Origin of the sequence: Klebsiella sp. GL120222-02 (assembly GCF_003097195.1) — a bacterium.
GTDB classification, from domain to species: domain Bacteria; phylum Pseudomonadota; class Gammaproteobacteria; order Enterobacterales; family Enterobacteriaceae; genus Klebsiella; species Klebsiella variicola.
Genome location: NZ_QEQO01000002.1, coordinates 329,671 through 352,298, shown reverse-complemented (window position 1 = coordinate 352,298; position 22,628 = coordinate 329,671). Strand labels below are relative to the sequence as shown.

At 57.4% G+C, this 22,628-nt stretch carries 25 protein-coding genes; 10 read left to right on the top strand and 15 right to left on the bottom strand.

What is annotated here, in order from left to right; translation table 11 throughout:
- The first annotated feature begins 39 nt into the window (after positions 1-39).
- Positions 40-1,053 carry an NAD(P)-dependent oxidoreductase gene (locus N438_RS07000; RefSeq protein ID WP_060619924.1) on the top strand — a complete coding sequence of 338 codons (1,014 nt, stop codon included), beginning with the start codon at positions 40-42 and terminating at the stop codon, positions 1,051-1,053.
- Here the strand turns inward: N438_RS07000 and N438_RS06995 are convergent.
- The gene (locus tag N438_RS06995; RefSeq protein WP_008805827.1) at positions 1,050-1,880 is read right to left on the bottom strand and encodes an N-acetylmuramoyl-L-alanine amidase; all 831 of its coding nucleotides are present in this window, start codon (positions 1,878-1,880) and stop codon (positions 1,050-1,052) included. The two genes, N438_RS07000 and N438_RS06995, sit on opposite strands and share 4 nt — an antisense overlap.
- Positions 1,881-1,911: 31 nt before the next feature.
- The gene (locus tag N438_RS06990) at positions 1,912-3,051 is read right to left on the bottom strand and encodes a GGDEF domain-containing protein (RefSeq protein ID WP_012968628.1); all 1,140 of its coding nucleotides are present in this window, start codon (positions 3,049-3,051) and stop codon (positions 1,912-1,914) included.
- 361 nt (positions 3,052-3,412) lie between these two features.
- Between N438_RS06990 and yahO the strand changes: the two genes are divergently transcribed.
- The 7 genes from yahO (at position 3,413) to artJ (ending at position 8,469) form a co-directional block, all read left to right on the top strand.
- A complete protein-coding gene (gene yahO, locus N438_RS06985) occupies positions 3,413-3,685 on the top strand; it encodes a DUF1471 family periplasmic protein YahO (RefSeq protein WP_008805825.1) in 273 nt (90 codons plus the stop codon).
- A gap of 254 nt (positions 3,686-3,939) precedes the next feature.
- Positions 3,940-4,455: a lipoprotein gene (locus N438_RS06980; RefSeq protein ID WP_012968629.1), complete on the top strand. Its 516-nt coding sequence runs from the start codon at positions 3,940-3,942 to the stop codon at positions 4,453-4,455.
- 226 nt (positions 4,456-4,681) lie between these two features.
- On the top strand, positions 4,682-5,410 hold the full coding sequence (artP, locus tag N438_RS06975) for an arginine ABC transporter ATP-binding protein ArtP (RefSeq protein WP_012968630.1): 729 nt from the start codon (positions 4,682-4,684) through the stop codon (positions 5,408-5,410).
- Between the two features lie 20 nt (positions 5,411-5,430).
- On the top strand, positions 5,431-6,162 hold the full coding sequence (artI, locus tag N438_RS06970; RefSeq protein ID WP_002896390.1) for an arginine ABC transporter substrate-binding protein ArtI: 732 nt from the start codon (positions 5,431-5,433) through the stop codon (positions 6,160-6,162).
- 6 nt (positions 6,163-6,168) lie between these two features.
- Positions 6,169-6,885 carry an arginine ABC transporter permease ArtQ gene (gene artQ / locus N438_RS06965; protein WP_002896386.1) on the top strand — a complete coding sequence of 239 codons (717 nt, stop codon included), beginning with the start codon at positions 6,169-6,171 and terminating at the stop codon, positions 6,883-6,885.
- Entirely contained in the window at positions 6,885-7,553 is a 669-nt protein-coding gene (artM, locus tag N438_RS06960) for an arginine ABC transporter permease ArtM (protein ID WP_008805822.1), read from the top strand. The genes artQ and artM overlap by 1 nt, the downstream gene beginning before the upstream one ends.
- 184 nt (positions 7,554-7,737) lie before the next feature.
- A complete protein-coding gene (artJ, locus tag N438_RS06955) occupies positions 7,738-8,469 on the top strand; it encodes an arginine ABC transporter substrate-binding protein ArtJ (protein WP_008805821.1) in 732 nt (243 codons plus the stop codon).
- 83 nt (positions 8,470-8,552) lie between these two features.
- Here artJ and N438_RS06950 read toward each other — a convergent pair whose 3' ends face one another.
- From N438_RS06950 to N438_RS06895, 12 genes are all read right to left on the bottom strand, one after another.
- Entirely contained in the window at positions 8,553-10,025 is a 1,473-nt protein-coding gene (locus N438_RS06950) for an ATP-binding protein (RefSeq protein ID WP_023339837.1), read from the bottom strand.
- A complete protein-coding gene (locus N438_RS06945; RefSeq protein ID WP_012542345.1) occupies positions 10,022-10,738 on the bottom strand; it encodes a response regulator transcription factor in 717 nt (238 codons plus the stop codon). The genes N438_RS06950 and N438_RS06945 overlap by 4 nt, the downstream gene beginning before the upstream one ends.
- A 78-nt stretch (positions 10,739-10,816) precedes the next feature.
- Positions 10,817-11,944, bottom strand: a complete 1,128-nt coding sequence (gene rlmC / locus N438_RS06940; RefSeq protein ID WP_016160549.1) for a 23S rRNA (uracil(747)-C(5))-methyltransferase RlmC — start codon at positions 11,942-11,944, stop codon at positions 10,817-10,819.
- Positions 11,945-11,985: 41 nt separating this feature from the next.
- Entirely contained in the window at positions 11,986-12,474 is a 489-nt protein-coding gene (locus tag N438_RS06935; RefSeq protein WP_008805817.1) for a YbjO family protein, read from the bottom strand.
- Between the two features lie 57 nt (positions 12,475-12,531).
- Complete coding sequence (potI, locus tag N438_RS06930) at positions 12,532-13,377, bottom strand: putrescine ABC transporter permease PotI (protein WP_002896372.1); 846 nt, start codon at positions 13,375-13,377, stop codon at positions 12,532-12,534.
- Positions 13,374-14,327 (bottom strand): putrescine ABC transporter permease PotH, encoded by a 954-nt coding sequence (potH, locus tag N438_RS06925; protein WP_008805816.1) that lies wholly within the window; start codon positions 14,325-14,327, stop codon positions 13,374-13,376. Before potH ends, potI begins: the two co-directional genes overlap by 4 nt.
- 10 nt (positions 14,328-14,337) lie before the next feature.
- Positions 14,338-15,471 (bottom strand): putrescine ABC transporter ATP-binding subunit PotG, encoded by a 1,134-nt coding sequence (gene potG, locus N438_RS06920; protein WP_012542348.1) that lies wholly within the window; start codon positions 15,469-15,471, stop codon positions 14,338-14,340.
- Between the two features lie 163 nt (positions 15,472-15,634).
- Positions 15,635-16,747 carry a spermidine/putrescine ABC transporter substrate-binding protein PotF gene (potF, locus tag N438_RS06915; protein WP_002896368.1) on the bottom strand — a complete coding sequence of 371 codons (1,113 nt, stop codon included), beginning with the start codon at positions 16,745-16,747 and terminating at the stop codon, positions 15,635-15,637.
- Between the two features lie 348 nt (positions 16,748-17,095).
- Complete coding sequence (locus tag N438_RS06910; protein ID WP_002896365.1) at positions 17,096-17,575, bottom strand: YbjN domain-containing protein; 480 nt, start codon at positions 17,573-17,575, stop codon at positions 17,096-17,098.
- An 88-nt stretch (positions 17,576-17,663) separates the two neighbouring features.
- Positions 17,664-18,566 (bottom strand): 30S ribosomal protein S6--L-glutamate ligase, encoded by a 903-nt coding sequence (gene rimK, locus N438_RS06905; RefSeq protein WP_012542349.1) that lies wholly within the window; start codon positions 18,564-18,566, stop codon positions 17,664-17,666.
- Between the two features lie 114 nt (positions 18,567-18,680).
- Positions 18,681-19,403, bottom strand: a complete 723-nt coding sequence (nfsA, locus tag N438_RS06900) for a nitroreductase NfsA (RefSeq protein WP_016160548.1) — start codon at positions 19,401-19,403, stop codon at positions 18,681-18,683.
- Complete coding sequence (locus N438_RS06895) at positions 19,387-19,674, bottom strand: YbjC family protein (RefSeq protein WP_008805812.1); 288 nt, start codon at positions 19,672-19,674, stop codon at positions 19,387-19,389. The genes nfsA and N438_RS06895 overlap by 17 nt, the downstream gene beginning before the upstream one ends.
- A gap of 202 nt (positions 19,675-19,876) precedes the next feature.
- On the opposite strand from N438_RS06895, the gene N438_RS06890 reads away from it, so the two are divergent.
- Entirely contained in the window at positions 19,877-20,140 is a 264-nt protein-coding gene (locus N438_RS06890; protein WP_002896352.1) for a GrxA family glutaredoxin, read from the top strand.
- Positions 20,141-20,146: 6 nt separating this feature from the next.
- Here the strand turns inward: N438_RS06890 and ybjM are convergent, their stop codons facing one another.
- Complete coding sequence (gene ybjM, locus N438_RS06885) at positions 20,147-20,530, bottom strand: inner membrane protein YbjM (protein ID WP_008805811.1); 384 nt, start codon at positions 20,528-20,530, stop codon at positions 20,147-20,149.
- Between the two features lie 267 nt (positions 20,531-20,797).
- Here ybjM and N438_RS06880 point away from each other — a divergent pair, with 267 nt between their 5' ends.
- A complete protein-coding gene (locus N438_RS06880; RefSeq protein ID WP_008805810.1) occupies positions 20,798-22,483 on the top strand; it encodes an aspartate:alanine antiporter in 1,686 nt (561 codons plus the stop codon).
- Positions 22,484-22,628 lie beyond the last annotated feature (145 nt).

Sequence of the window (22,628 nt, the reverse complement as noted above, 5' to 3'; positions counted from 1 at the left end):
AAATGCGCACGAAATTCTTTTCTGGGACAGTAGAGTGATATGAAGGTACTGGTTACCGGTGCGACCAGCGGATTAGGCCGCAACGCAGTGGAATATCTGCGCAATAAGGGCATCAGCGTGAGAGCCACCGGGCGCAACGAAGCGATGGGTAAGCTTCTGAGCAAAATGGGGGCAGAATTCATCCCGGCCGATTTAACCGAGCTGGTCTCTTCGCAGGCTAAAGTGATGCTCGCCGGTATCGATACCCTGTGGCACTGCTCCAGCTTTACCTCGCCCTGGGGCACCCAGCAGGCTTTCGATCTCGCTAACGTCCGCGCCACCCGCCGTCTGGGCGAATGGTCTGTGGCATGGGGGGTGCGCAATTTCGTCCATATCTCTTCGCCATCGCTCTATTTCGATTATCACCACCATCGCGATATCCAGGAAGATTTCCGCCCGCACCGCTTCGCCAACGAGTTTGCCCACAGCAAGGCGGCCAGCGAGGAGGTGATCAACCTGCTGGCGCAGGCCAACCCGCACACCCGTTTTACCATTCTGCGTCCGCAGAGCTTGTTCGGGCCGCACGATAAAGTCTTTATTCCCCGGCTGGCGCAAATGATGCAGCATTATGGCAGCGTCCTGTTGCCGCGGGGCGGCAGCGCGCTGGTCGACATGACCTATTATGAAAACGCCGTGCATGCGATGTGGCTGGCGAGCCAGTCGGCCTGCGATCATCTTCCTTCCGCCCGCGCGTGGAATATCAGCAACGGCGAACCGCGCACCTTGCGAAGCATCGTGCAGAAACTGATCGACGAGCTGGGCATCAAGTGCCGAATCCGCTCAGTTCCCTACCCGATGCTGGATATTATTGCCCGCAGCATGGAACGTTTTGGCGATAAAACAGCCAAAGAGCCCGCCTTTACCCACTACGGCGTTTCCAAACTTAACTTTGATTTTACGCTCGACATCACCCGCGCGCAGGATGAACTGGGCTATCAGCCGGTGGTGACGCTTGACGACGGCATTGTGCGTACCGCCGCCTGGCTACGCGACCACGGCAAACTTCACCGCTAACCCTGGCCATATTTTTCTAACAGCGCCTCGGCTATCGCTTCAGTTTGCGCATCCGCTACGCCATCCCAGCGCTGCGGACGGAAGTGCATCTGGAAGGCGATAATCACCCGCTTCTTCTGCGCGGGGGTCATCTCCGGCGTCACCTGATAGCCGTAGCGCGCCAGTAAATCCAGCACCACCTCTGGGTCAACGGGATCGCTGGCCGGCCGTCCGTTCAGATAAAAGGCCACTCGCTGCTCGTCAGGCCAGGCGCCAATCCCCTGCTGCGCCAGCTGTTGCCAGGGAAACAGCGGCCCCGGATCGTCTTTACGCTGCGGCGCGATATCGGCATGGGCCACCACGTTCTGCGGCGCGATGTGGTAGCGGGTGATAATATCGCGCGCCAGCGGGATCAGGGCCGCTATCTGTTCCGGATGGAAGGGGGTAAAGCTTTTGACGCCCGCCGTCTTCTGCCAGCCGCGGTTCTCCAGCTCAATGCCGATGGACGTATCATTGATACGCGTACTGCCGCGCCAGTAGCTCACCCCGGCGTGCCAGGCTAAATCCTCTTCCGGCACCAGCTGCCAGATCCGCGGTTTATGCTGATAACGCGGCGGCTGCTCGGGGATTAAATAGTGGGAGCTGACCTCTTTATCGGTCAACGTCGCCAGAGAAACATCAAAATTGTCTGCCGTATAGTGGATCACCAGCACTTTTATTCGCGGATAGGCCGCCTGCGCCGGATGGCGAGTGTCCAGCTGGTATCCATCGCGATCGATAATTCCCTTTTCCCCGGCACAGCCGGTTAACAGCAGCGCCAGCAGGGCGACCTGCGCAATCCGTTTCATCCCCTTTCCCTCGCCCGGCAGTGGAGCCGGGTTAATAAGACCATTGATTACGTCCTTTATTTTTAGCCTGGTACAACGCACTGTCCGCCCGGGCGATCAGCGTCTCCATCGGGACCGTGCCGTCGGAAGCCACCACGCCCATGCTGACGGTCACTACCGCCGCCACCGCAGAGGCTTCATGCGGCAAGGCCGCGTCGTGGATTTTCTGCTGAATGCGCTCGGCAATGACGGTGGCGTGCGCTAAGGAAACCCCCGGCAGCGACACGACAAACTCCTCGCCGCCGTAGCGGGCCACCAAATCGTCCTCAGCCCGCACCGCCATTTTAAGCACCTGCGCGACAGACGATAAGCAGTCATCGCCGGCCTGATGGCCGTAATGGTCGTTATAACGCTTAAAGTAATCGACATCGATCATGATCAGCGCTAACGGCGCTTTTTGCTCCCAGAGCTGCGCCAGAAAAGCATTCAGTGCCCGGCGATTGGCCGTTCCGGTTAAGGCATCCCGGTTAGCGATACTTTCCAGCCGCTGGATAAGCTGCATATTTTCCTGATGCGTATCCCAGGCTTCATCATACCAGCGCTGCAGAATACGCCGTCCATAAAGCAAAATCGCGGTGAAAATAGCCCATAAGGTCAAAAAACGAAATTCACCGTCATAGTGAATCTGCACCCCTGCCAGCAAGGCGGTCACCCACATTGGGAGCATAAAGGCGATAATGCCGGGCCAGTGGTGATAGAGCGCGGTGAGGCCGGTGGTCATTAAAATCACCAGCAGCGGCCAGGCGAAGGGCAAGGTCCAGAAAAAGATAAAACAGTAATTACTCAGGGACCAGCACAGGCTGAGCGCCAGCAGCAGCCCGGTGATGATATTCAGCGTATATCGCCCCTGCGCCAGCCGCGGCGTGACGGCAATAATCACTAAAATGGCCGAAATAATAATAACCGCGATCAGCGCCACTTCGATATAAGGAATAACCGCCCGGTGCGTCAGTAACTTCTTATCAAAATAGGTAAAGATAAAATTGCGGAAGAAAATCATTAACGCAAAAGCGATATTGACAAAGGCCAGCCAGGGCATACTCATGGACAGCGCATGGCGCTGAACATTATCTTTAGTGGCCCACAACGCGGCTCGCTGCTGCCGGGCCCGCTCTCGCTTATTTGTTAACATCTTATCTCCCTGGTGACCTGCATGACCATGGGTGCAGCCCCTGCTGTTCTATATGATAAACCATGTTACCGGGAATGTCTGTCAGCGTCCCGGTCCCTTCTCCTGCGTGCGCCTCAGCTAATTTTCAGCTAACCACAGTAAAAAAAGGTCTTGCGTCGCCTCAATGTTCATCCCGCAAAAAAAAGCAAGCATTATCAATGAGAACCTCGTCATCTTTTCTTTAAAAAAGCGTTAACTAATCGTCATAAAATTGCAGTATTTTGCTTGAAAAAAAAGCGGCGTTAGTACAATCTGAAATCGCTCATTGGTGAGTTAAAACAAGAGCATGATGATAGCAAAATAAACAATGGAGTCTAAAAATATGAAATATGCAGCTTTAGTGGCAGGTGCAGCATTGTTTTTAACGGCGAACGCCTTCTCCGCTGAGATTTTAACGAAAGAAGCCTTTAATAAGGTCCATACGCAATATACCAAAATCGGCACCATTTCCTCTACCGGCCAGACTGCGCCGAGCGATGCCCGTGAAGAGCTGATTAAAAAGGCCGATGAAAAAGGCGCGGACGTTATCGTGCTCTCTTCCGGTAATACCGATAAAAAACTGCACGTCTCCGCTAACATCTATAAGAAGAAGTAATTAATCTTATATCTCAAGAAACATTATCCTATTGTCCGGGTAATGTTTCTTGTTTGCCCAAAAAGTCTGTTTATTTTTAAACGGCGCCTGGTTTTTCCTGCCTGAATATCATTCGGTGATGCGCATTGTCGACTTCCTGCCTTAAGGCCGTTGTCACATCAAGGTCTTAGCTCTTTGCGTCAAGTACAATCCGCACGCTATACGCTATGCTTTAACGGAAACTGAAAACGTAGTTCGCTTATAAGGAAATCATCATGCGCTACAAACTTCTTGCTGTACTTCTCCCTTGCGCGCTGGCGCTCAGCGCCTGTACGACCGTCACCCCGGCCTATAAAGATAATGGTACCCGCAGCGGCCCCTGTGTCGAAGGCGGCCCTGACGACGTAGCGCAAAAATTCTATGACACTCAGATCCAGAACCGCACTCAGGATCCGGCGGCGCTGCGCCCCTATCTGAGCGACGGGCTGGCGCAGTTACTCAATGACGCCCGCCAGGATCCGGCCAACAGCAAACTGCTGCAGGCTAACCCGTTCTCCAGCAGCAGCACCCCAGCAGACAGCGCCGTGGTCGCCAGCGCCTCCACCATCCCGAACCGTGATGCGCGCAATATTCCGCTGCGCGTCGAACTAAAACAGGGCACCCAGAGCTGGAAAGATGAAGTGCTGATGATCCAGGAAGGCCAGTGCTGGGCTGTCGATGACGTCCGCTATCTCGGCAACAACAGCCATGCGCCAGCCGGGACGCTGCGACAGAGTCTGGAGAAACGCTGATTCCGGAGTTGAAGCCACCCCGCTGAAACGATAACCCCGGTAAAATGTCGGTATTCGCCCCAGGAATGCCGACATTTGCGCCCCCCTCACCCACCAGGCCATATTTTGTGCTAACTTTAAAGCTAAACGTGGTTTAGATTTAACTTTTAACGCATAAATATTGCATAACTATTCTGCCAAAGGTAGTATTTGCGGCCTCAATAGCTATTCGTATCAGACTGCCCAGATGAGTATTAAACTAAACGGCATTAATTGCTTCTACGGCGCACACCAGGCGCTGTTCGACATCACGCTGGATTGCCCGCAGGGGGAAACGCTGGTGCTGCTCGGCCCCAGCGGTGCCGGGAAGAGCTCGCTGCTGCGCGTACTCAACCTGCTGGAGATGCCGCGGTCCGGTTCGTTATCCATCGCCGGCAACCAATTCGACTTCACCAAAGCGCCGTCCGATAAAGCGATTCGCGAGCTGCGTCAGAACGTCGGCATGGTCTTCCAGCAATACAACCTGTGGCCGCACCTGACGGTACAGCAGAACCTGATCGAAGCCCCCTGCCGCGTACTGGGGTTAAGCAAGGATCAGGCGCTGGCTCGCGCAGAGAAACTGCTGGAGCGTCTGCGTCTGAAGCCTTACAGCGATCGCTACCCGCTGCATTTATCCGGCGGCCAGCAGCAGCGTGTGGCTATCGCCCGCGCGCTGATGATGGAGCCGCAGGTCCTGCTGTTCGATGAGCCTACCGCGGCGCTTGACCCGGAAATCACGGCTCAGATCGTCAGCATCATTCGCGAGCTGGCTGAAACCGGCATCACCCAGGTTATCGTCACCCACGAAGTTGAAGTGGCGCGCAAGACGGCCAGCCGGGTGGTGTATATGGAAAATGGCCATATCGTCGAGCAAGGGGATGCCTCCTGCTTCACGCATCCGCAAACTGACGCGTTTAAAAACTATCTTTCACATTGATGTTCTTCGGGGAAATGACGATGAAAAAAGTACTGATAGCCGCCCTGCTCGCAGGCATGAGCCTCTCCGCTTCCGCCGCGCAGACCATTCGTTTCGCCACCGAGGCCTCCTACCCTCCGTTTGAGCTGGTGGACGCCAACAACCAGATCGTCGGTTTCGATGTCGATCTGGCGAACGCGCTGTGTAAAGAGATCGATGCCACTTGTACCTTTACCAACCAGGCCTTTGACAGCCTGATCCCGGGACTGAAATTCCGCCGTTTCGACGCGGTCATGGCCGGGATGGACATCACGCCGGAGCGTGAAAAGCAGGTGCTGTTCTCTACCCCGTATTATGACAACTCGGCGCTGTTCGTCGGTCAGCAGGGTAAGTTCACCAGCATTGACCAGCTGAAGGGCAAAAAAGTGGGCGTGCAGAATGGCACCACCCACCAGAAATTCATCACCGATAAACATCCGGAAATTACTACCGTTCCTTACGACAGCTACCAGAATGCGAAGCTGGACCTGCAGAACGGTCGTATTGACGCGGTCTTTGGCGATACCGCCGTGGTCACCGAATGGCTGAAGAGCAATCCGAAGCTGGCGGCCGTGGGCGACAAAGTGACCGACAAAGCCTATTTCGGCACCGGGCTGGGCATTGCCGTGCGTCAGGGCAACACCGATCTGCAGCAGAAATTTAACGCTGCGCTGGAAAAAGTGAAGAAAGACGGCACTTACCAGACCATCTATAACAAATGGTTCCAGAAGTAAGACTGAATGAACGAAATTTTTCCATTAGCAAGCGCCGCCGGGATGACCGTCGGCCTTGCCGTTTGCGCGCTCGTCATCGGCCTGGTCCTGGCGATGCTCTTTGCGGTACTGGAGTCAGTGAAATGGCGCCCGGTAGCCTGGCTTGCAACCGGCATTGTGACCATCCTGCGCGGACTACCGGAAATTCTGGTGGTGCTGTTTATCTATTTCGGCTCTTCCCAGCTGCTGCTGACGCTCTCTGACGGTTTCACCATCCCGCTCGGGTTCACGCAGATCCCGGTGCAGATGCAGATTGAGAACTTTGACGTCAGTCCGTTCCTCTGCGGGGCGATCGCCCTGTCGCTGCTGTATGCCGCCTACGCCTCGCAAACGCTGCGCGGCGCGCTGAAAGCCGTTCCGCAGGGCCAGTGGGAGTCCGGCCAGGCGCTGGGGCTGTCGAAAGCGGCCATATTCTTCCGTCTGGTGATGCCGCAGATGTGGCGCCATGCTCTGCCTGGCCTCGGTAACCAGTGGCTGGTGCTGCTGAAGGACACCGCGCTGGTGAGCCTGATCAGCGTCAACGATCTGATGTTGCAGACCAAAAGCATCGCCACCCGCACTCAGGAACCCTTTAACTGGTATATCATTGCGGCGGCAATCTATCTCGTCATCACCCTGTTGAGTCAATACATCCTTAAGCGGATTGACCAGCGTGCGACGCGCTTCGAACGGAGACCAGGCTGATGCTCGACTACTTACCCGAACTGCTGAAAGGGCTTCATACCAGCCTGACGCTGACCGTGGCGTCGATTATCGTGGCGCTGATCCTGTCGCTAATTTTTACCATTATCCTGACGCTGAAGACGCCGGGGCTGGTGTGGATAGTCCGCGGCTATATCACCCTGTTTACCGGTACGCCGCTGCTGGTGCAGATCTTCCTGATTTACTACGGCCCCGGACAGTTTCCTTCGCTGCAGGATTATCCGTGGCTGTGGCATCTTATCTCTGAACCGTGGCTGTGCGCTCTGATCGCCCTGTCGCTCAACAGCGCCGCCTACACCACTCAGTTGTTTTATGGCGCCATCCGGGCGATCCCCGACGGGCAATGGCAGTCGTGCAGCGCGCTGGGGATGAGTAAAAAGGATACCCTGGCGATCCTGCTGCCGTATGCCTTTAAGCGTGCGCTGTCGTCCTATTCCAACGAAGTGGTGCTGGTTTTCAAGAGTACCTCTCTGGCCTACACCATCACCCTGATGGAAGTAATGGGCCACGGCCAGCTGCTGTACGGACGCACCTACGACGTGATGGTGTTCGGCGCCGCCGGGATTATCTATCTCATCGTCAACGGACTGCTGACGCTGCTGATGCGCCTGGTGGAACGTAAAGCGCTGGCCTTCGAGCGACGTAACTAGCGCCGGAGCCTTATTGCATAAAAAGCAGACAACAAGACGGACAAGTCTAACACCTGTCCGTCTTTTTTTATGCCATTAAAAATATTTAATCATATTTATTGCATATAAATTCATTTAATGGCATTGTCACTCTATGCCGCAGACACGGCGAATAATCATAAGATTGACAGACGGGAGTTCCACGATGAAAAAGTTAGTTCTGGCTGCACTGCTCACCACGTTCACCTTCGGCGCTGCCGCCGCAGAGAAAATCAGCTTCGGCGTGTCCGCAACCTATCCGCCGTTTGAATCGATGGATGCCAATAATCAGATTGTTGGTTTCGATCTCGACCTGGCCAAAGCGCTGTGCAAACAAATGCAGGCAGAATGTACCTTTACCAACCACGCTTTTGACAGCCTGATCCCGGCACTGAAGTTCAAGAAATATGATGCGGTGATTTCCGGAATGGATATTACGCCGGAACGCAGCAAGCAGGTCGCCTTCACCGACCCGTACTACGCCAACTCGGCGCTGGTGATCGCCAAAAAAGACGCGTTCCATTCCTTCGATGACCTGAAAGGCAAACGGATCGGCATGGAAAACGGCACCACCCACCAGAAATATCTGCAGGATAAACATCCTGAGGTGAAGACCGTCGCCTATGACAGCTACCAGAATGCGATTATCGATCTGAAAAATGGCCGTATCGACGGCGTGTTCGGCGATACCGCAGTGGTCAACGAGTGGCTGAAAACCAACCCGCAGTTGGGCGCAGCCACGCCGAAAGTGACGGATCCGCAATACTTCGGCACCGGACTCGGCATTGCCGTGCGCCCGGATAACAAGGCGCTGCTGGAGAAACTGAACGCCGCGCTGAAAGCGATTAAGGCCGACGGTACCTACCAGAAAATCAGCAACCAATGGTTCCCGGAGTAAATTTTTTGCCGGGTGGCACTGCGCTTACCCGGCCTACTCTTCCCCCGTAGCCGGGTAAGGCGTATCCGCCATCCGGCAATGTCTTAAAGTGGCACGAAGAACCTGAACCGCGCCCCGCTTACCGACTCCACCAGTCTGATACCGCCCCCGTGCAACTCCAGCATTCGTTTCACAATCAGTAGCCCTAACCCGCCGCGATCCTCCCGCGATGCCTGGGTAGACAACGCCGACGGCCGCTGGAACAGATCGTCGCGCAGCGCGGCATCGACGCCCGTTCCGTTGTCGGCCACTTCCACCTGGAGCTGTTGATCCTCCTGCCAGACCGCCAGACGGATCTCCCCGCCGACGGGTGTATGCCGCATCGCGTTATCGAGCAGGTTGGTCACCACCCTCTCAATCATCGACACATCGGCGTTAATCAGCGGCAGCGGTCCCGGCACATCAATACGCAGGTTCACCTCGCGCGTGCGGGCAGTTAATTCAAACTTCTGCGCGACATCGGAGATCAGCTCCCCCATCGCAAAACGCTCACGCTGCGGCTTAATGCTCCCGTGCTCCAGTCGCGCCAGCTCAAACAGCTGCTGCGAGAGATGGCGCACTTTGTTGCCCTGACGCAGGGCGATGGTGAGATATTGCTTGCGCTCCTCGGCACTCAGCCGTTCATCCTTCAGCGTCAGCGTTTCCAGATACCCCAGCAGCGAGGTGAGCGGCGTACGCAAATCATGGGAGATATTGGCCACAAATTCGCGGCGCTGGCGGTCGCTGTCGGCCAGCCGATCCCACTGGCCGGCGATCTGCTGCGCAAGGTCAATAAAGCGATTCTCGAGCACCGCCACCTCGTTACCAGGCAGGGGCTCCGGCGTGCGGGCCGCCAGGGTTTTGATGGCGCTGATGCTGTCCTGGCCGCTCGCCGCGACCTGGGCGGTGAGCTGGCGGACCGGCCGGGTGACCCAGAACCATGCCAGCCCCCCTGTCAGAAGGCCAAACAGGGCCACCAGCAGCAGCGTCCACAGAACAATGCTCCACAGCGTTTTTTGCCAGGCGTCGGCCGCCAGCTGATTAAAGGTCTCTCCCTGCAAAATGATATACAGGTAGCCGCGCAGCTGCCCGTCGACGCGCAGCGGAGCGGCGCTGAAGACTTTTCGTCCGTCGAGACTACGTGGATCGTCGCCATACACCGGCGACGCACTGCCGGTGAGAAAAGCCTGCACTGGCGCCATATCGATACGCTGGCGCTGGATATGTCCCGGCGGCGCCGCATCGGCCAGCAGGTCGCCATCCGGCGACAGCAGATAGAGCTCCACGCTGGGGTTAAAGGTCATCAGGCGGTCGAACAACGACTTCAGGGTTTGCCGGTTGACCCCGCCGTGGGCGTCCAGCAGCGGCTCGCGGGCGACAATCTGCTGAGCCAGCCCGGCGGAGAGGCGCTGCACCATGGCGTTGCCATACTGCGCGCTGCTGTGTAACTGAACAGCGCATACCGCCGCCGCGCACAGCATCAGCAGGGAGACCACCACCAGCGCCAACCGCTGGCTGAGGCTCAGGCGGCGGATCACGGGGCGACCTCTTGCGACATCGGGGCGAATTTATAGCCTTTACCCCAGACGGTAAGAATAATGTCCGGCTCCGCCGGGTCACGTTCGATTTTGCTGCGCAGGCGGTTGATATGGGTATTAACCGTGTGCTCATAGCCCTCGTGCTGATATCCCCAGACCTGCTCCAGCAGCGCCAGCCGCGAAAACACCTCACCGGGATGGCGGGCGAAGTAATAGAGCAGATCGAATTCGCGCGGCGTCAGGTCCACCACCTCGCCGCGCAGCTTCACTTCGCGCGACAGCGGATCGATGCTCAGGCCATGGCAGGACAGGCGCCCGGCGTCCATCAGCAGGTTCTGCCCCATCGCCTCCTGGCGACGAAACAGCGCTTTGACGCGGGCGATAAGCTCCAGCAGTGAAAAGGGCTTCGCCAGATAATCATCGGCGCCCATCTCCAGGCCCAGCACGCGGTGCATTTCGCTGGTGCGAGCGCTGATGATAATTACTGGCAGGTAACGGGTCATCTGACGGATACGCCGGCAGATCTCCAGGCCATCGACGCCAGGCAGCATCAAATCAAGGATCACCGCATCCCAGACCTGCTTTTCCAGCTGGACAAGGGCCTGGTCGCCGTCGGCTTCATGCACAATCTGATAGCCCTCATCCTGAAGATTGAGCCGCAGCAGCGTGGCAATATCCTCGTCATCTTCCACCAGCAGAATGGTTTTGGCCATTAGATTCCCCCCACCAATAACAAAACATGCAGCGCCAAGCTTACCTGATTTCAGCGGCGCAAAGCCTTCACATTTTGTTTAAACTTCGCGGACCAGCAGGGTCAGCACTTCGTAGTGCGCGGTGTGAGGGAACATATCAAACAGCTGGACCCGCTCGACGCGATAGCCGCGAAGACGGGCAATATCGGTCGCCATGGTGCGAGCGTTACAGCTGGAATAGATGATATAGGGCGGTGCCATGCGGCTTAAATAGTCGCACAGTTCGGCGCCAATGCCGCGGCGCGGCGGGTTGACCAACACCAGCTGCGGGATATCCGCTTCATGAGTGGCGAACTGCGTCGAGTCCAGCGCCTGAAAATGCAGATTGCTGAGCCCCAGCTGCGCGGCTGACTGTCTGGCGCAGGCGATCGCTTCCGGGGCAATCTCGATACCGGTCAGGCGCATCGCCGGCGTCGCGCAGTGCAGGCCAAATCCCCCGACGCCGCAAAACAGATCCCACATATGCTGGACCGGCAGCGCGCGCACCCAGTCGCGGGCGGTGGCATACAGCCGACTGGCTACCGCCGGGTTGGTCTGAAAGAAACTTTGCGGGCGGATCCACAGCGGCACCTCGTTAAAGACCTCCCCCAGCGCCTGCTGTTCGGTGAAGAAGATCTCCTGCTCGCCTTCCATGATTGCCATATGCACCGGCTGGATATTCGCCGTGATCACCTTGAGCTGCGGGAGCTGCGCCTGCAGCCACGGCAGCGCGGCGCGCAGCTGAGCCAGCTTGGCCTCTGAGCGCAGTACGAAGCGCAGCATCATCTCCCCCTGCTGGCTGGCGGTTAGCAGCAGATATTTCAGCTCCCCGCGCTTGCGCGCGACGTTATAGGGGGTTAACCCGGCGCGGGCGATAAAGGGCTTCAGGACGGCAAACACCGGCGCAAACGATGAAGGATAGAGCGGGCAGTCGGTGAGATCCACCGGGGTGCCATCGCGATGCAGCATCCCCAGCAGCGGACGCTCAACGCTGCCGCTGACCACCATCTTGGCCTTGTTACGAAAGGCCGTCTCTGGCCCGCTGACCGGCTCGCCCCAGGCAGCGACCGGGATCGCCGCCAGCAGCGTGCGCAGATCGGCCATTTTATCGGCGAGCTGTTGCGGGACCGGCCGCTCCAGCCATTGACAGGAGCGGCAGCGGCCGGCGTCGTAGAGTGCGCAATGCATAATTGACCTTCAAAAATCCAGGGGCGGGGATTGTATCACCGTTATTGCAGGCGGAAAAACCGACGGCAGTTCGCCGGCACAAACAGCAGCGTCAGAACCAGCAGATCCGGCAGTTTTTGCATCACCAGCGAGTGGAAGATCTCCCGTTTGGATTCGCCGGGAATGCTGAACAGTTCCGGATACCCGTAGCCCAGCGACGCCGCCCACAGGTAGCCGGCGGCGATAATCTGCGTCAGCAGATAGACCCAGCGCGCCCAGTTGCGCCCTTTCACCAGCGAGAAGGCGCACCAGATTTCGACAAATACCAGCGCCAGGCTGCCGAGGAAGACCAGCGTCAGGTTCCAGGTCTGGACGCTGCGGTGTATGAATTCGTTCAGCCCCTGCAGACCCAACAGATTGAGGATCATCAGCAGGTCCAGAGCGCGGATCAAAATAATAGCAAAGGCCGCCACCTGCACCAGCGCAGGGACGTTAAGGCGGGCATGCGATGAGCGAGTTTTCGTAAACAATCCCAACGTAATGTCTTCCATGAAAACGGCGCCACAGGGTGGCGCCGACCGGAGGCTGCTGTACCGATTTTAGGTGGTTCAGCCTTGTCTTGCACGCTGGATATCGCGCACTCGCTGCTTTTCTGCGCGGGCCATCAAATACCAGGCGATAAAACCAACAATACCGACCACGCCAAGGATGAGCGTCGCCAGGGCGTTAATCTCCGGGTTGACCCCCATACGCACGCTGGAGAAGACCAGCATCGGTAACGTCGTGGCCCCGGGACCGGAGACAAAGCTGGCGATCACCAGGTCATCCAGCGACAGCGTGAACGCCAGCAGCCAGCCGGAGATCACCGCTGGCATAATCATCGGCAGCGTGATGACGAAAAAGACCTTCAGCGGCGCGGCGCCCAGATCCATCGCCGCCTCTTCGATCGAGTGGTCCAGTTCACGCAGCCGCGAGGAGATCACCACCGCCACATAGGCGGTACAGAAGGTGACGTGCGCCAGCCAGATGGTCAACATCCCGCGATCCGACGGCCAGCCAATGGCATGTCCCAGCGCCACGAAAAGCAGCAGCAGCGAGAGACCGGTGATCACGTCCGGCATAACCAGCGGCGCGGTGATCATAAATGCGAAGCCATTAGACCCGCGAAAGCGTCCAAAGCGCACCATCACCACCGCGGCGATGGTACCGAGGATCGCCGCCGCCGTCGCCGCGCAGGCGGCGATGGTCAGGCTCAGCCCTACCGCGCTCATCATCGCATCATCGTGGAACAGTTCGCTATACCAGCGCGTCGACCACCCGGCCCAGACCGTTACCAGCTTCGAGCTGTTGAACGAGTAGATCACCAGCATCAGCATCGGGGCATAGAGGAAGGTGAACCCAAGCACGAGGATCAGAATGCGCCACGGCGAGCGTACTACCGGCAAGTCGTTCATCCCTGCTCTCCCATCTGTTTTTGCTGGTGCTTGTGGAACCACATGATCGGCACGATCAGCAGCAGCAGCATGACAATCGCCACCGCCGAGGCGACCGGCCAGTCGCGGTTGTTAAAGAACTCCTGCCACAGCACGCGGCCAATCATAATGCTGTCCGGCCCGCCCAGCAGTTCCGGGATCACGAACTCCCCCACCGCCGGGATAAACACCAGCATCGAACCGGCGATAATGCCGCCTTTGGTGAGCGGGACGATCACCTGGAAGAAGGTCTTCAGCGGCCGGGCGCCGAGATCCAGCGAGGCCTCCACCAGCGAATAGTCGATGCGGGTCAGCGCGGTGTAGATCGGCAGCACCATAAACGGCAGATAGGCATACACAATACCGATATACACCGCCAGGTTGGTGTGCAGGATCTCCAGCGGTTGATCGATAACCCCTAACCACAGCAGGAAGTTATTCAACACGCCGTTGCTTTTCAGCAGCCCCATCCAGGCATAAACGCGGATTAAGAATGACGTCCACGACGGCAGGATCACCAGCAGCAGAAGAATATTGCGCGTCGACGGCTTGCTGTGCGCCACCGCCCAGGCCAGCGGATAGCCCAGCAGCAGGCAGCAGATCGTCGATATGCCCGCCACCTGCAGCGACTGGAGATAAGCTTCGAAATAGAGCGGATCGTCAGTCAACTGCAGGAAGTTGGCAAAGTTGAGGGTCAGCGTCAGCTGGCCATCCGCCCACTCCATCAGCTCGGTGTAGGGAGGGATCGCCCGCGCCATCTCGGCAAGACTTATCTTGAACACGATCAGGAACGGCAGCATGAACAACAGGATCAGCCACAGATAGGGCAGCGCAATCACCAGCTTGCGGCCATGCGCCATCTGCAGGCGCGCCGCCCACAGCCCGAAGCCGCCCGGTTTTTTCGCCCCTGACGGGGATTCAACGGTACTCATCGCCCTCTCCTTACACCGTCAGCACTACGCAGCTATCCGCATCCCAGCATAAACGCACCTCGTCACCCCAGGTGGGCGTTCCTTTCCGATGGCGGTGTTCATTCTGCAACTGGGCGCTGATCATCTGCCCGCTTTGCAGGCGCACATGATAAATAGAGAGATCCCCGAGATAGGCGATATGAATCACCTCGCCGACGGCAAAATTGTAGCCGTCCGCCGGTGGTTCATCGCACAGCATGATCTTCTCCGGGCGCAGCGCCACCCAGACCGGCACGTTGTCCACCACCGACGCGTCGGGGTCGACCTTCAGCGGGTGCACCAGTCCTGGCGAACTCAACACCAGGCCATCCTCCAGACGCTCCTTCACCAGCCCTTCAAAGACGTTCACCGAGCCGATGAACTCGGCGCTATAGCGGGTGGTCGGGTGCTCGTAAATCTCTTCCGGTTCGCCAATCTGCACAAACTTGCCGCGGTTCATGATGGCGATACGGCCCGCCATGGTCATCGCCTCTTCCTGGTCGTGAGTCACCATCACGCAGGTCACGCCAACGCGTTCGAGAATATCCACTACCTCCAGCTGCATGCGATCGCGCAGCTTTTTGTCCAGCGCGCCCATCGGCTCATCGAGTAGCAGCAGCTTCGGCCGTTTCGCCAGGCTACGCGCCAGCGCGACGCGCTGGCGCTGGCCGCCAGAGAGCTGGTGCGGCTTGCGTTTGGCATATTCCTGCATATGCACCAGAGCCAGCATCTCCTGCACCCGGGCGGTGATTTCCGCCTTAGGCAGACGATCCTGCTTCAGACCGAAGGCGATATTCTGCTCAACGGTCATATGGGGAAACAGGGCGTAGGACTGGAACATCATATTGATAGGCCGCTGATAGGGCGGCACGCGCGCCAGATCCACGCCGTCGAGCATAATCTGCCCGGCGGTCGGTTGTTCAAAGCCCGCCAGCATACGCAGCAGGGTCGATTTCCCGCAGCCTGATGCGCCCAGCAGAGCAAAAATTTCGCCTTTATAGATAGTGAGACTGACGTCGTCGACCGCGTGCTGGCCATCGAACGACTTGGTTAAGTTACGGATTTCCAGTAGCGGGGTCAGCGCTTTGGGGGCTTTCGCCTGTGGGCGGGGCATTACGTCGTTCAATCGGGTGCTCTCCGGCAAAAAAACGATCACCATATGGTCCGGTGCCATACTTCGTGCTTAACAGTGCAATTGCACCATCCTGGTGCTTCTGCTCGCCGGGCGCGCTGCCATTTCCCGGCGAGTGCAGATCTGATTCGGCCCGTGTTCGACGGGCCGTCAGAGATTATTTGCCGCTCTTCACTTTGGTCCACGCGCGAGTGCGCACGCGGTCAATCTTCGGATCCTGCACCTTCAGCGTGAACAGTTTGGCGAACACATCCGCTGGCGGATAAATCGCCGGGTTGTTACGGATCGTCTCGCTGACCAGCGGTGTGGAGGCCTTGTTGCCGTTGGCGTAGAACACCTGGTCGCTGATTTTAGCGATCACATCCGGGCGCATCAGATAGTTAAGGAACTGATAGGCTTCATCTTTATTCTTGGCGTCGGCCGGCATGGCAAAGACATCAAAGAACGCCAGCGCGCCTTCTTTCGGAATAAAGTAGGAGACGTTAACGCCGTTCTTCGCCTCTTTCGCGCGGTTGGCCGCCTGCCAGACATCCCCTGCCCAGCCGATCGCCACGCAGATGTCGCCGTTGGCAAGGTCATTAATATATTGCGAAGAGTGGAAGTAGCGAATGTTCGGCCGCAGCTTCAGCAGCAGATCGGTCGCCGGGCCGGTGTAATCATCCGCTTTGCTGCTGTTCGGATCCTTGCCGAGGTAGTTCAGCACGGTGGCGAAAATCTCTTCCGGCGCGTCGAGGAAGGAGACGCCGCAGCTTTTCAGTTTTTCAAGGTTCTCCGGCTTCAGCACCAGATCCCAGCTGTCCACCGGCGCATCTTTACCGAGGACGGCTTTCACCTTATCCACGTTGTAGCCAATGCCCGTCGTCGCCCACAGGTAAGGCATGGCGTATTTATTCTCAGGGTCATGCTTGGCGACCAGCTTCAACACTTCGGGATCAAGGTTCTTCCAGTTGGGCAGCTTGCTCTTGTCCAGCGGCTGGAACACGCCCGCCGCCAGCTGGCGCTCAAGGAAGCTTGCCGACGGTACCACCAGGTCGAAACCGGTGCTGCCGGCCATTAATTTGCCTTCCAGTACTTCGTTGGAATCAAAAACGTCATACACGACTTTAATCCCGGTCTCTTTTTCAAAATTCGCTACCGTGTCCGGCGCAATATAATCAGACCAGTTATAAACATGCAGGGTTTTTTGTTCGGCGGCGAGCGAACCGGCAGAGACGGCCATCAGCGCACCCGTAACCAGACCTGTTAACCATTTTTTACCAAAGGCGGTCATATCTCTTATCCTTCTCAACGCCCGTTAATTTACGGGCTCAAATATACGCATTTCAACGCATGCAAGAATCATGCATATTTTTTCATTGCCTGAGAAAAGGAGAGCGGATCTCTCCCGGAGTGGTTGCTCGCAACTGGAAGCATCGCCAGAATAACTGTAGCCAGAATAAGAGGCTATAGCCCAGGTAAAAAAACGCCTTTTATCAAATTTTTATGCAATAACGGTCTACGTGATAAGCCAAAACGGCCTGAATGGCGGTGAATAATGCTTTAAGAAAAGGGTAAACGCAGAATAAAAGCGGGTAATACGCAGCCGCTGCGGTAGTGGCTGCGCTAATTTTAGGCAGGTTTAGTGAAGAAAATGGTATTGCACGTTTTCCGCCGCGGGCTCTTCTTCTTCGCCTTTGTACAGCAGCTGGTTGGCGCCGGCTTCGAGGATCACCATTGAGATCTGCTCTTCGCTTTGGCGGAAGAACCAGGCGAACTGCTCCATGGTCACCCCCGGGCCGATAGACAACGACTGACAGACCACCAGCTTGGGCAAGTTATCGTCCTGAATGTCGATAAACGCCTTCACAGTTAACGAACTGGCGTTGATAGCCGAGAGATCCGCCGACAGCGCCAGCAGAGCGGACGGCTTCACCTCCGCGAGGGCGGAAAAGAGCACCACGTTGTCTACCAGGTCAATTTTGGCATCAAAAATACCGTCGAAATTCTGCATATGCGGCAGATGCAATGCCTGGCAGGAATCGCACTCAAAAAAGCTGATGCCGATCTCATCCAGCCAGCGGCGTAGCGTATCCAGACCTGGAACGACCAGTGAATCCATAGTGCCTGTGACCCCTTACAATGAAAAAACGACGCCATAGCTTACGCAAAAAAAGCGCCGCATACCATGACAGACTTGCATCCAGCGGCTAGCCGCCTATTTTCAAACAGAATTCCGGCGTCGCCTGGCGCTCGATCCAGGCGATCATCCGGCTGGCGATGTCCACGCCGGTGGTGGTTTCCACCCCTTCCAGCCCCGGCGAGGCATTCACCTCCATCACCAGCGGCCCGCGGGTGGCGCGTAAAATATCGACACCGGCGACATCGAGCCCAAGGGTTTGCGTCGCCTTGATGGCAATCGCCCGCTCCTCGTCGCTAATCTGCGCCACCGTGGCCATGCCGCCGCGGTGCAGGTTAGAACGAAAGTCGCCCTCTTTAGCCCGCCGTTCGATCGCCGCCACCACCTCATTGCCGACCACCAGGCAGCGAATATCGCAGCCTTTCGCCTCGGCAATATATTCCTGCACCAGAATATGCGCATTCAGCCCGCGAAAGGCGTCGATCACGCTCTCCGCCGCCTGACGGGTCTCCGCCAGCACCACGCCGATCCCCTGGGTGCCTTCCACCAGCTTCACCACCAGCGGCGCCCCGCCCACCATGGCGATCAGGTCGCTGGTGTCATCGGGGGAGTGAGCGATGCCGGTCAGCGGTAAATCGATACCCTGGCGCGCCAGCAGCTGCAGCGAGCGCAGCTTATCGCGAGCGCGGGTGATGGCGACCGACTCATTCAGCGGATAGCTTCCCAATAGTTCAAACTGACGCAAAGCCGCGGTGCCATAGTAGGTGATCGCCGAGCCAATCCGCGGGATCACCGCATCAAAATGCGGTAGCTGACGCCCTTTGTAGTGGATGGACGATGCCACCGGACTGACATTCATATAACAGGAAAGCGGATCGAGGATCTCGACCTGATGCCCGCGCTGTTGCGCCGCTTCGCGCAGGCGTCGACATGAATAAAGCGTTCCATCCCGGGATAATATGGCAATTTTCATCCTGCACCTCTGCAAAAAGACCCGCTCTGGCGGGCCTCAGCTATCGAACACACTTTCACCTTTCCTGCGGCCGGCGGCGGAGATCACCTGGCCGGAGCAGCAGTGTACACGTAATCAGCGTGTTGCCCACCCCTGCTTATGCAGATAGTCGAGAATAAACGGACGACTCTCTTTCACGATAGTGCGACGGATATGATCGCTCCAGGTATCGCGGCGGGCGTTGCTGCCGCGCGACAGATAATAGTGCGCCAGCTGGTCGTCATAGTCCGCCAGCAGCGCGTTATCCAGCGGCTGATAGCGGTTCTCATGCACCAGCATGGCGGCCGGCATCCGCGGCTTGATGTCCGGGTTATCCGCCGGCCAGCCAAGGCAAAGACCGAACAGCGGCAGGACGTGCTGCGGCAGCGCCAGCAGCTCAGTCACCGCCTCGATGCTATTACGCAACCCGCCGATATAGACGCCGCCCAGCCCGAGGGACTCGGCGGCAATCAGCGCGTTTTGCGCCAGCAGCGCCGTATCGACGACGCCGATCAGCAGCTGTTCAGCCAGCCCCAGCTGCGCCTGTGGGCAAATCTGCAGGTGGCGGTTAAAGTCGGCGCAGAAAACCCAAAACTCCGCCGCCTGGGCGACGTGCTGCTGGCCGCCGGTCAGCGGGACCAGTTGCTCACGCAGCGCGGGGTCGGTAATACGGATGATGGAGGTGCACTGTAAAAAACTCGAGGTAGATGCCGCTTGCGCGCTGGCGATAATCTCTGCGCGCTGTTCGTCGCTCACGGGGGCATCGGTGAAGTGGCGGATGGAACGATGGCTGCGCAGCAGCTCAATGGTCGGCGTCATTACGTTTTTCTCTGTCAGACAAGGATTCAGGCTTTGGAGAGTGCGTTAACTGCGGGGCCACGATCTGCGCCATCCGCCACATAACGACGATGGCGGCGGGGATCATCAGCACGATCCCGGCAAAGAGCATCACCAGCGCCGCGGTCGGGCTGGCAATGGGCGCAGGCAGCTGGACATACTGGTTAAGCGAGAGCCAGGCGAGGGTTAACAGCCCCATCCCGAGGATCTCAACCAGCAGAATGCTTTTCGGCAACGGGGCAAATTTTCGCATCACACCTCTCCGGTTGATAAGCGCGGCGCATCAGACAATCTCACTACGCCGCCGGGTCAGTATACGGGTTTTGATAGTACGACATTTATCAAACATAGCCGTAAACCATCGAAGCAAAAGGCAGAACCTTCTTTCCCTCACCGGTCAATGCAGGCATCATAAGCGCCATTCGCCATCCGGCTGAGGTTTAAGGAGAGAAGCAATGTTTACCGTTATTTTTGGTCGTCCAGGCTGCCCTTACTGCGTTCGCGCCAAAGAGCTGGCAGAAAAACTGACCAACGAGCGTGATGACTTTAACTACCGTTACGTGGATATTCACGCCGAAGGCATCAGCAAAGCTGACCTGGAAAAGACCGTCGGCAAACCGGTTGAAACCGTGCCGCAGATCTTCGTCGACCAGAAACACATCGGCGGTTGCACCGATTTCGAAGCCTGGGCGAAAGAGAACCTTGGCCTGTTTGCCTGAGTCAATTTATTTGCTCGATGAGTGACTGCGCCAGGTATCAAGCCAGGCGCAGATAAACAAAAAGCACAACGCCCCGAGTGCGCACCAGAACACCGCGCTCAGTACCCACGCCATCTCCTGCCAGAACGTTCTGTGCGTCACGAAGAACAGCCGCATCGTCACCATACAGACCGGCGCCGCCAGCATCGCACCCAGCAAAGGACGCAGTACCCGCTGTCCGGGAGAGAGGCAGCTCGCCGCCGCCCCTGGCAGCAAAAAGAAGAGCAGGCCCAGCTCCGGGTTGCCGCTGGCGCGAAAGGCCCCTTTCATATGTAATAGCAGCGATAAGCACACCACAATGAACAGAACGAAGCCGCAGATAATACCGGCCCAACTACGCTCAGACTTCACCGTATCCTCCTGATGTTGCCTCTAACTCACGTCCACGTCGCCCAGTCAGATAAAGCATTTCGGCAATCCATGCCAATAACTCCCCAACCAGCCTAAAAACGATTGTCACTAGCCGCCGCATCCAGGAAGGATTAAACTAGCGGGTATATTTTTGCTGGTTATAACAGGGTGCCAGAATAGGTTCGCCACAACGCGAACGCCTGAGCAACCTTAGACCAAATAACCATTTCCTTCAACAACTTACTAGTAAATGAGAAGTTGGCTTTCGTGAATATAAACGTCGCAGATTTGTTAAACGGGAATTACATCCTGTTATTATTCGTTGTACTTGCATTAGGACTATGCCTGGGAAAACTGCGTCTCGGCTCAGTACAACTTGGTAATTCCATTGGCGTTTTAGTCGTTTCTCTCTTATTAGGTCAGCAGCATTTCGCGATTAACACTGATGCCCTTAATCTCGGCTTTATGCTGTTTATTTTTTGCGTCGGCGTGGAAGCCGGACCCAACTTTTTTTCCATTTTTTTCCGCGACGGCAAAAACTACCTGATGCTGGCGCTGGTGATGGTCGGCAGCGCGATGCTGATCGCCACCGTGCTGGGCAAAGTGTTCGGCTGGGATATTGGTCTTACCGCCGGTATGCTGGCGGGCGCCATGACCTCCACCCCGGTGCTGGTGGGCGCGGGCGACACCCTGCGCCATTTCGGCCTGCCCAGCGATCAGCTGGCGCAGTCGCTTGACCATCTGAGCCTCGGCTATGCCCTGACCTACCTGGTCGGCCTGGTGAGTCTGATCGTCGGCGCCCGCTATATGCCCAAGCTGCAGCATCAGGATCTGCAGACCAGCGCCCAGCAAATCGCCCGCGAGCGCGGCCTCGATACCGATTCAAAACGTAAAGTTTACCTGCCGGTGATCCGCGCCTATCGCGTCGGCCCGGAGCTGGTGGCCTGGGCGGATGGCAAAAATCTGCGCGAGCTGGGTATTTATCGCCAGACCGGCTGCTATATCGAACGCATCCGCCGCAACGGCATTCTGGCCAACCCGGACGGCGACGCGGTGCTGCAGATGGGCGACGATATTGCGCTGGTGGGTTATCCGGACGCGCACGCTCGCCTCGACCCGAGCTTCCGTAACGGCAAGGAGGTATTCGACCGCGATCTGCTCGACATGCGCATCGTCACCGAAGAGATTGTGGTCAAAAACCACAACGCCGTCGGCCGCCGCCTGGCGCAGCTGAAGCTCACCGACCACGGCTGCTTCTTAAACCGGGTTATTCGCAGCCAGATTGAAATGCCTATCGACGACAACGTGGTACTGAACAAAGGCGACGTACTGCAGGTCAGCGGCGACGCCCGCCGTGTGAAAACCGTGGCCGACCGCATCGGCTTCATCTCCATTCACAGCCAGGTGACCGACCTGCTGGCCTTCTGCGCCTTCTTTATCGTCGGCCTGATGATCGGCATGATCACCTTCCAGTTCAGCTCTTTTAGCTTCGGCATCGGCAACGCCGCCGGCCTGCTGTTCGCCGGCATTATGCTTGGCTTCCTGCGCGCCAACCACCCAACCTTCGGCTATATCCCGCAGGGGGCGCTGAACATGGTGAAAGAGTTTGGCCTGATGGTGTTTATGGCCGGGGTCGGACTCAGCGCCGGGGCCGGGATCAATAACGGTCTGGGCGCCGTCGGCGGTCAGATGCTGGCGGCAGGGCTTATTGTCAGCCTGTTGCCGGTGGTGATCTGCTTCCTGTTCGGCGCCTATGTGCTGCGCATGAACCGGGCAATGCTGTTTGGCGCCATGATGGGCGCCCGCACCTGCGCCCCGGCAATGGAGATCATCAGCGATACCGCGCGCAGCAACATTCCGGCGCTCGGCTACGCAGGCACCTACGCCATCGCCAACGTGCTGCTTACCCTTGCCGGGACGCTCATCGTGATCATCTGGCCAGGGCTACAATAAATTTTTGAGAAAAAAGCCGTCACAGGCAGAACTTTTTCTCAGGGCATCAGTCATAAGTAATGCCACTGCTTTTCTTTGATGTCCCCATTTTGTGGAGCCCATCAACCCCGCCACTTCGGTTCAAGGTTGATGGGTTTTTTGTTGC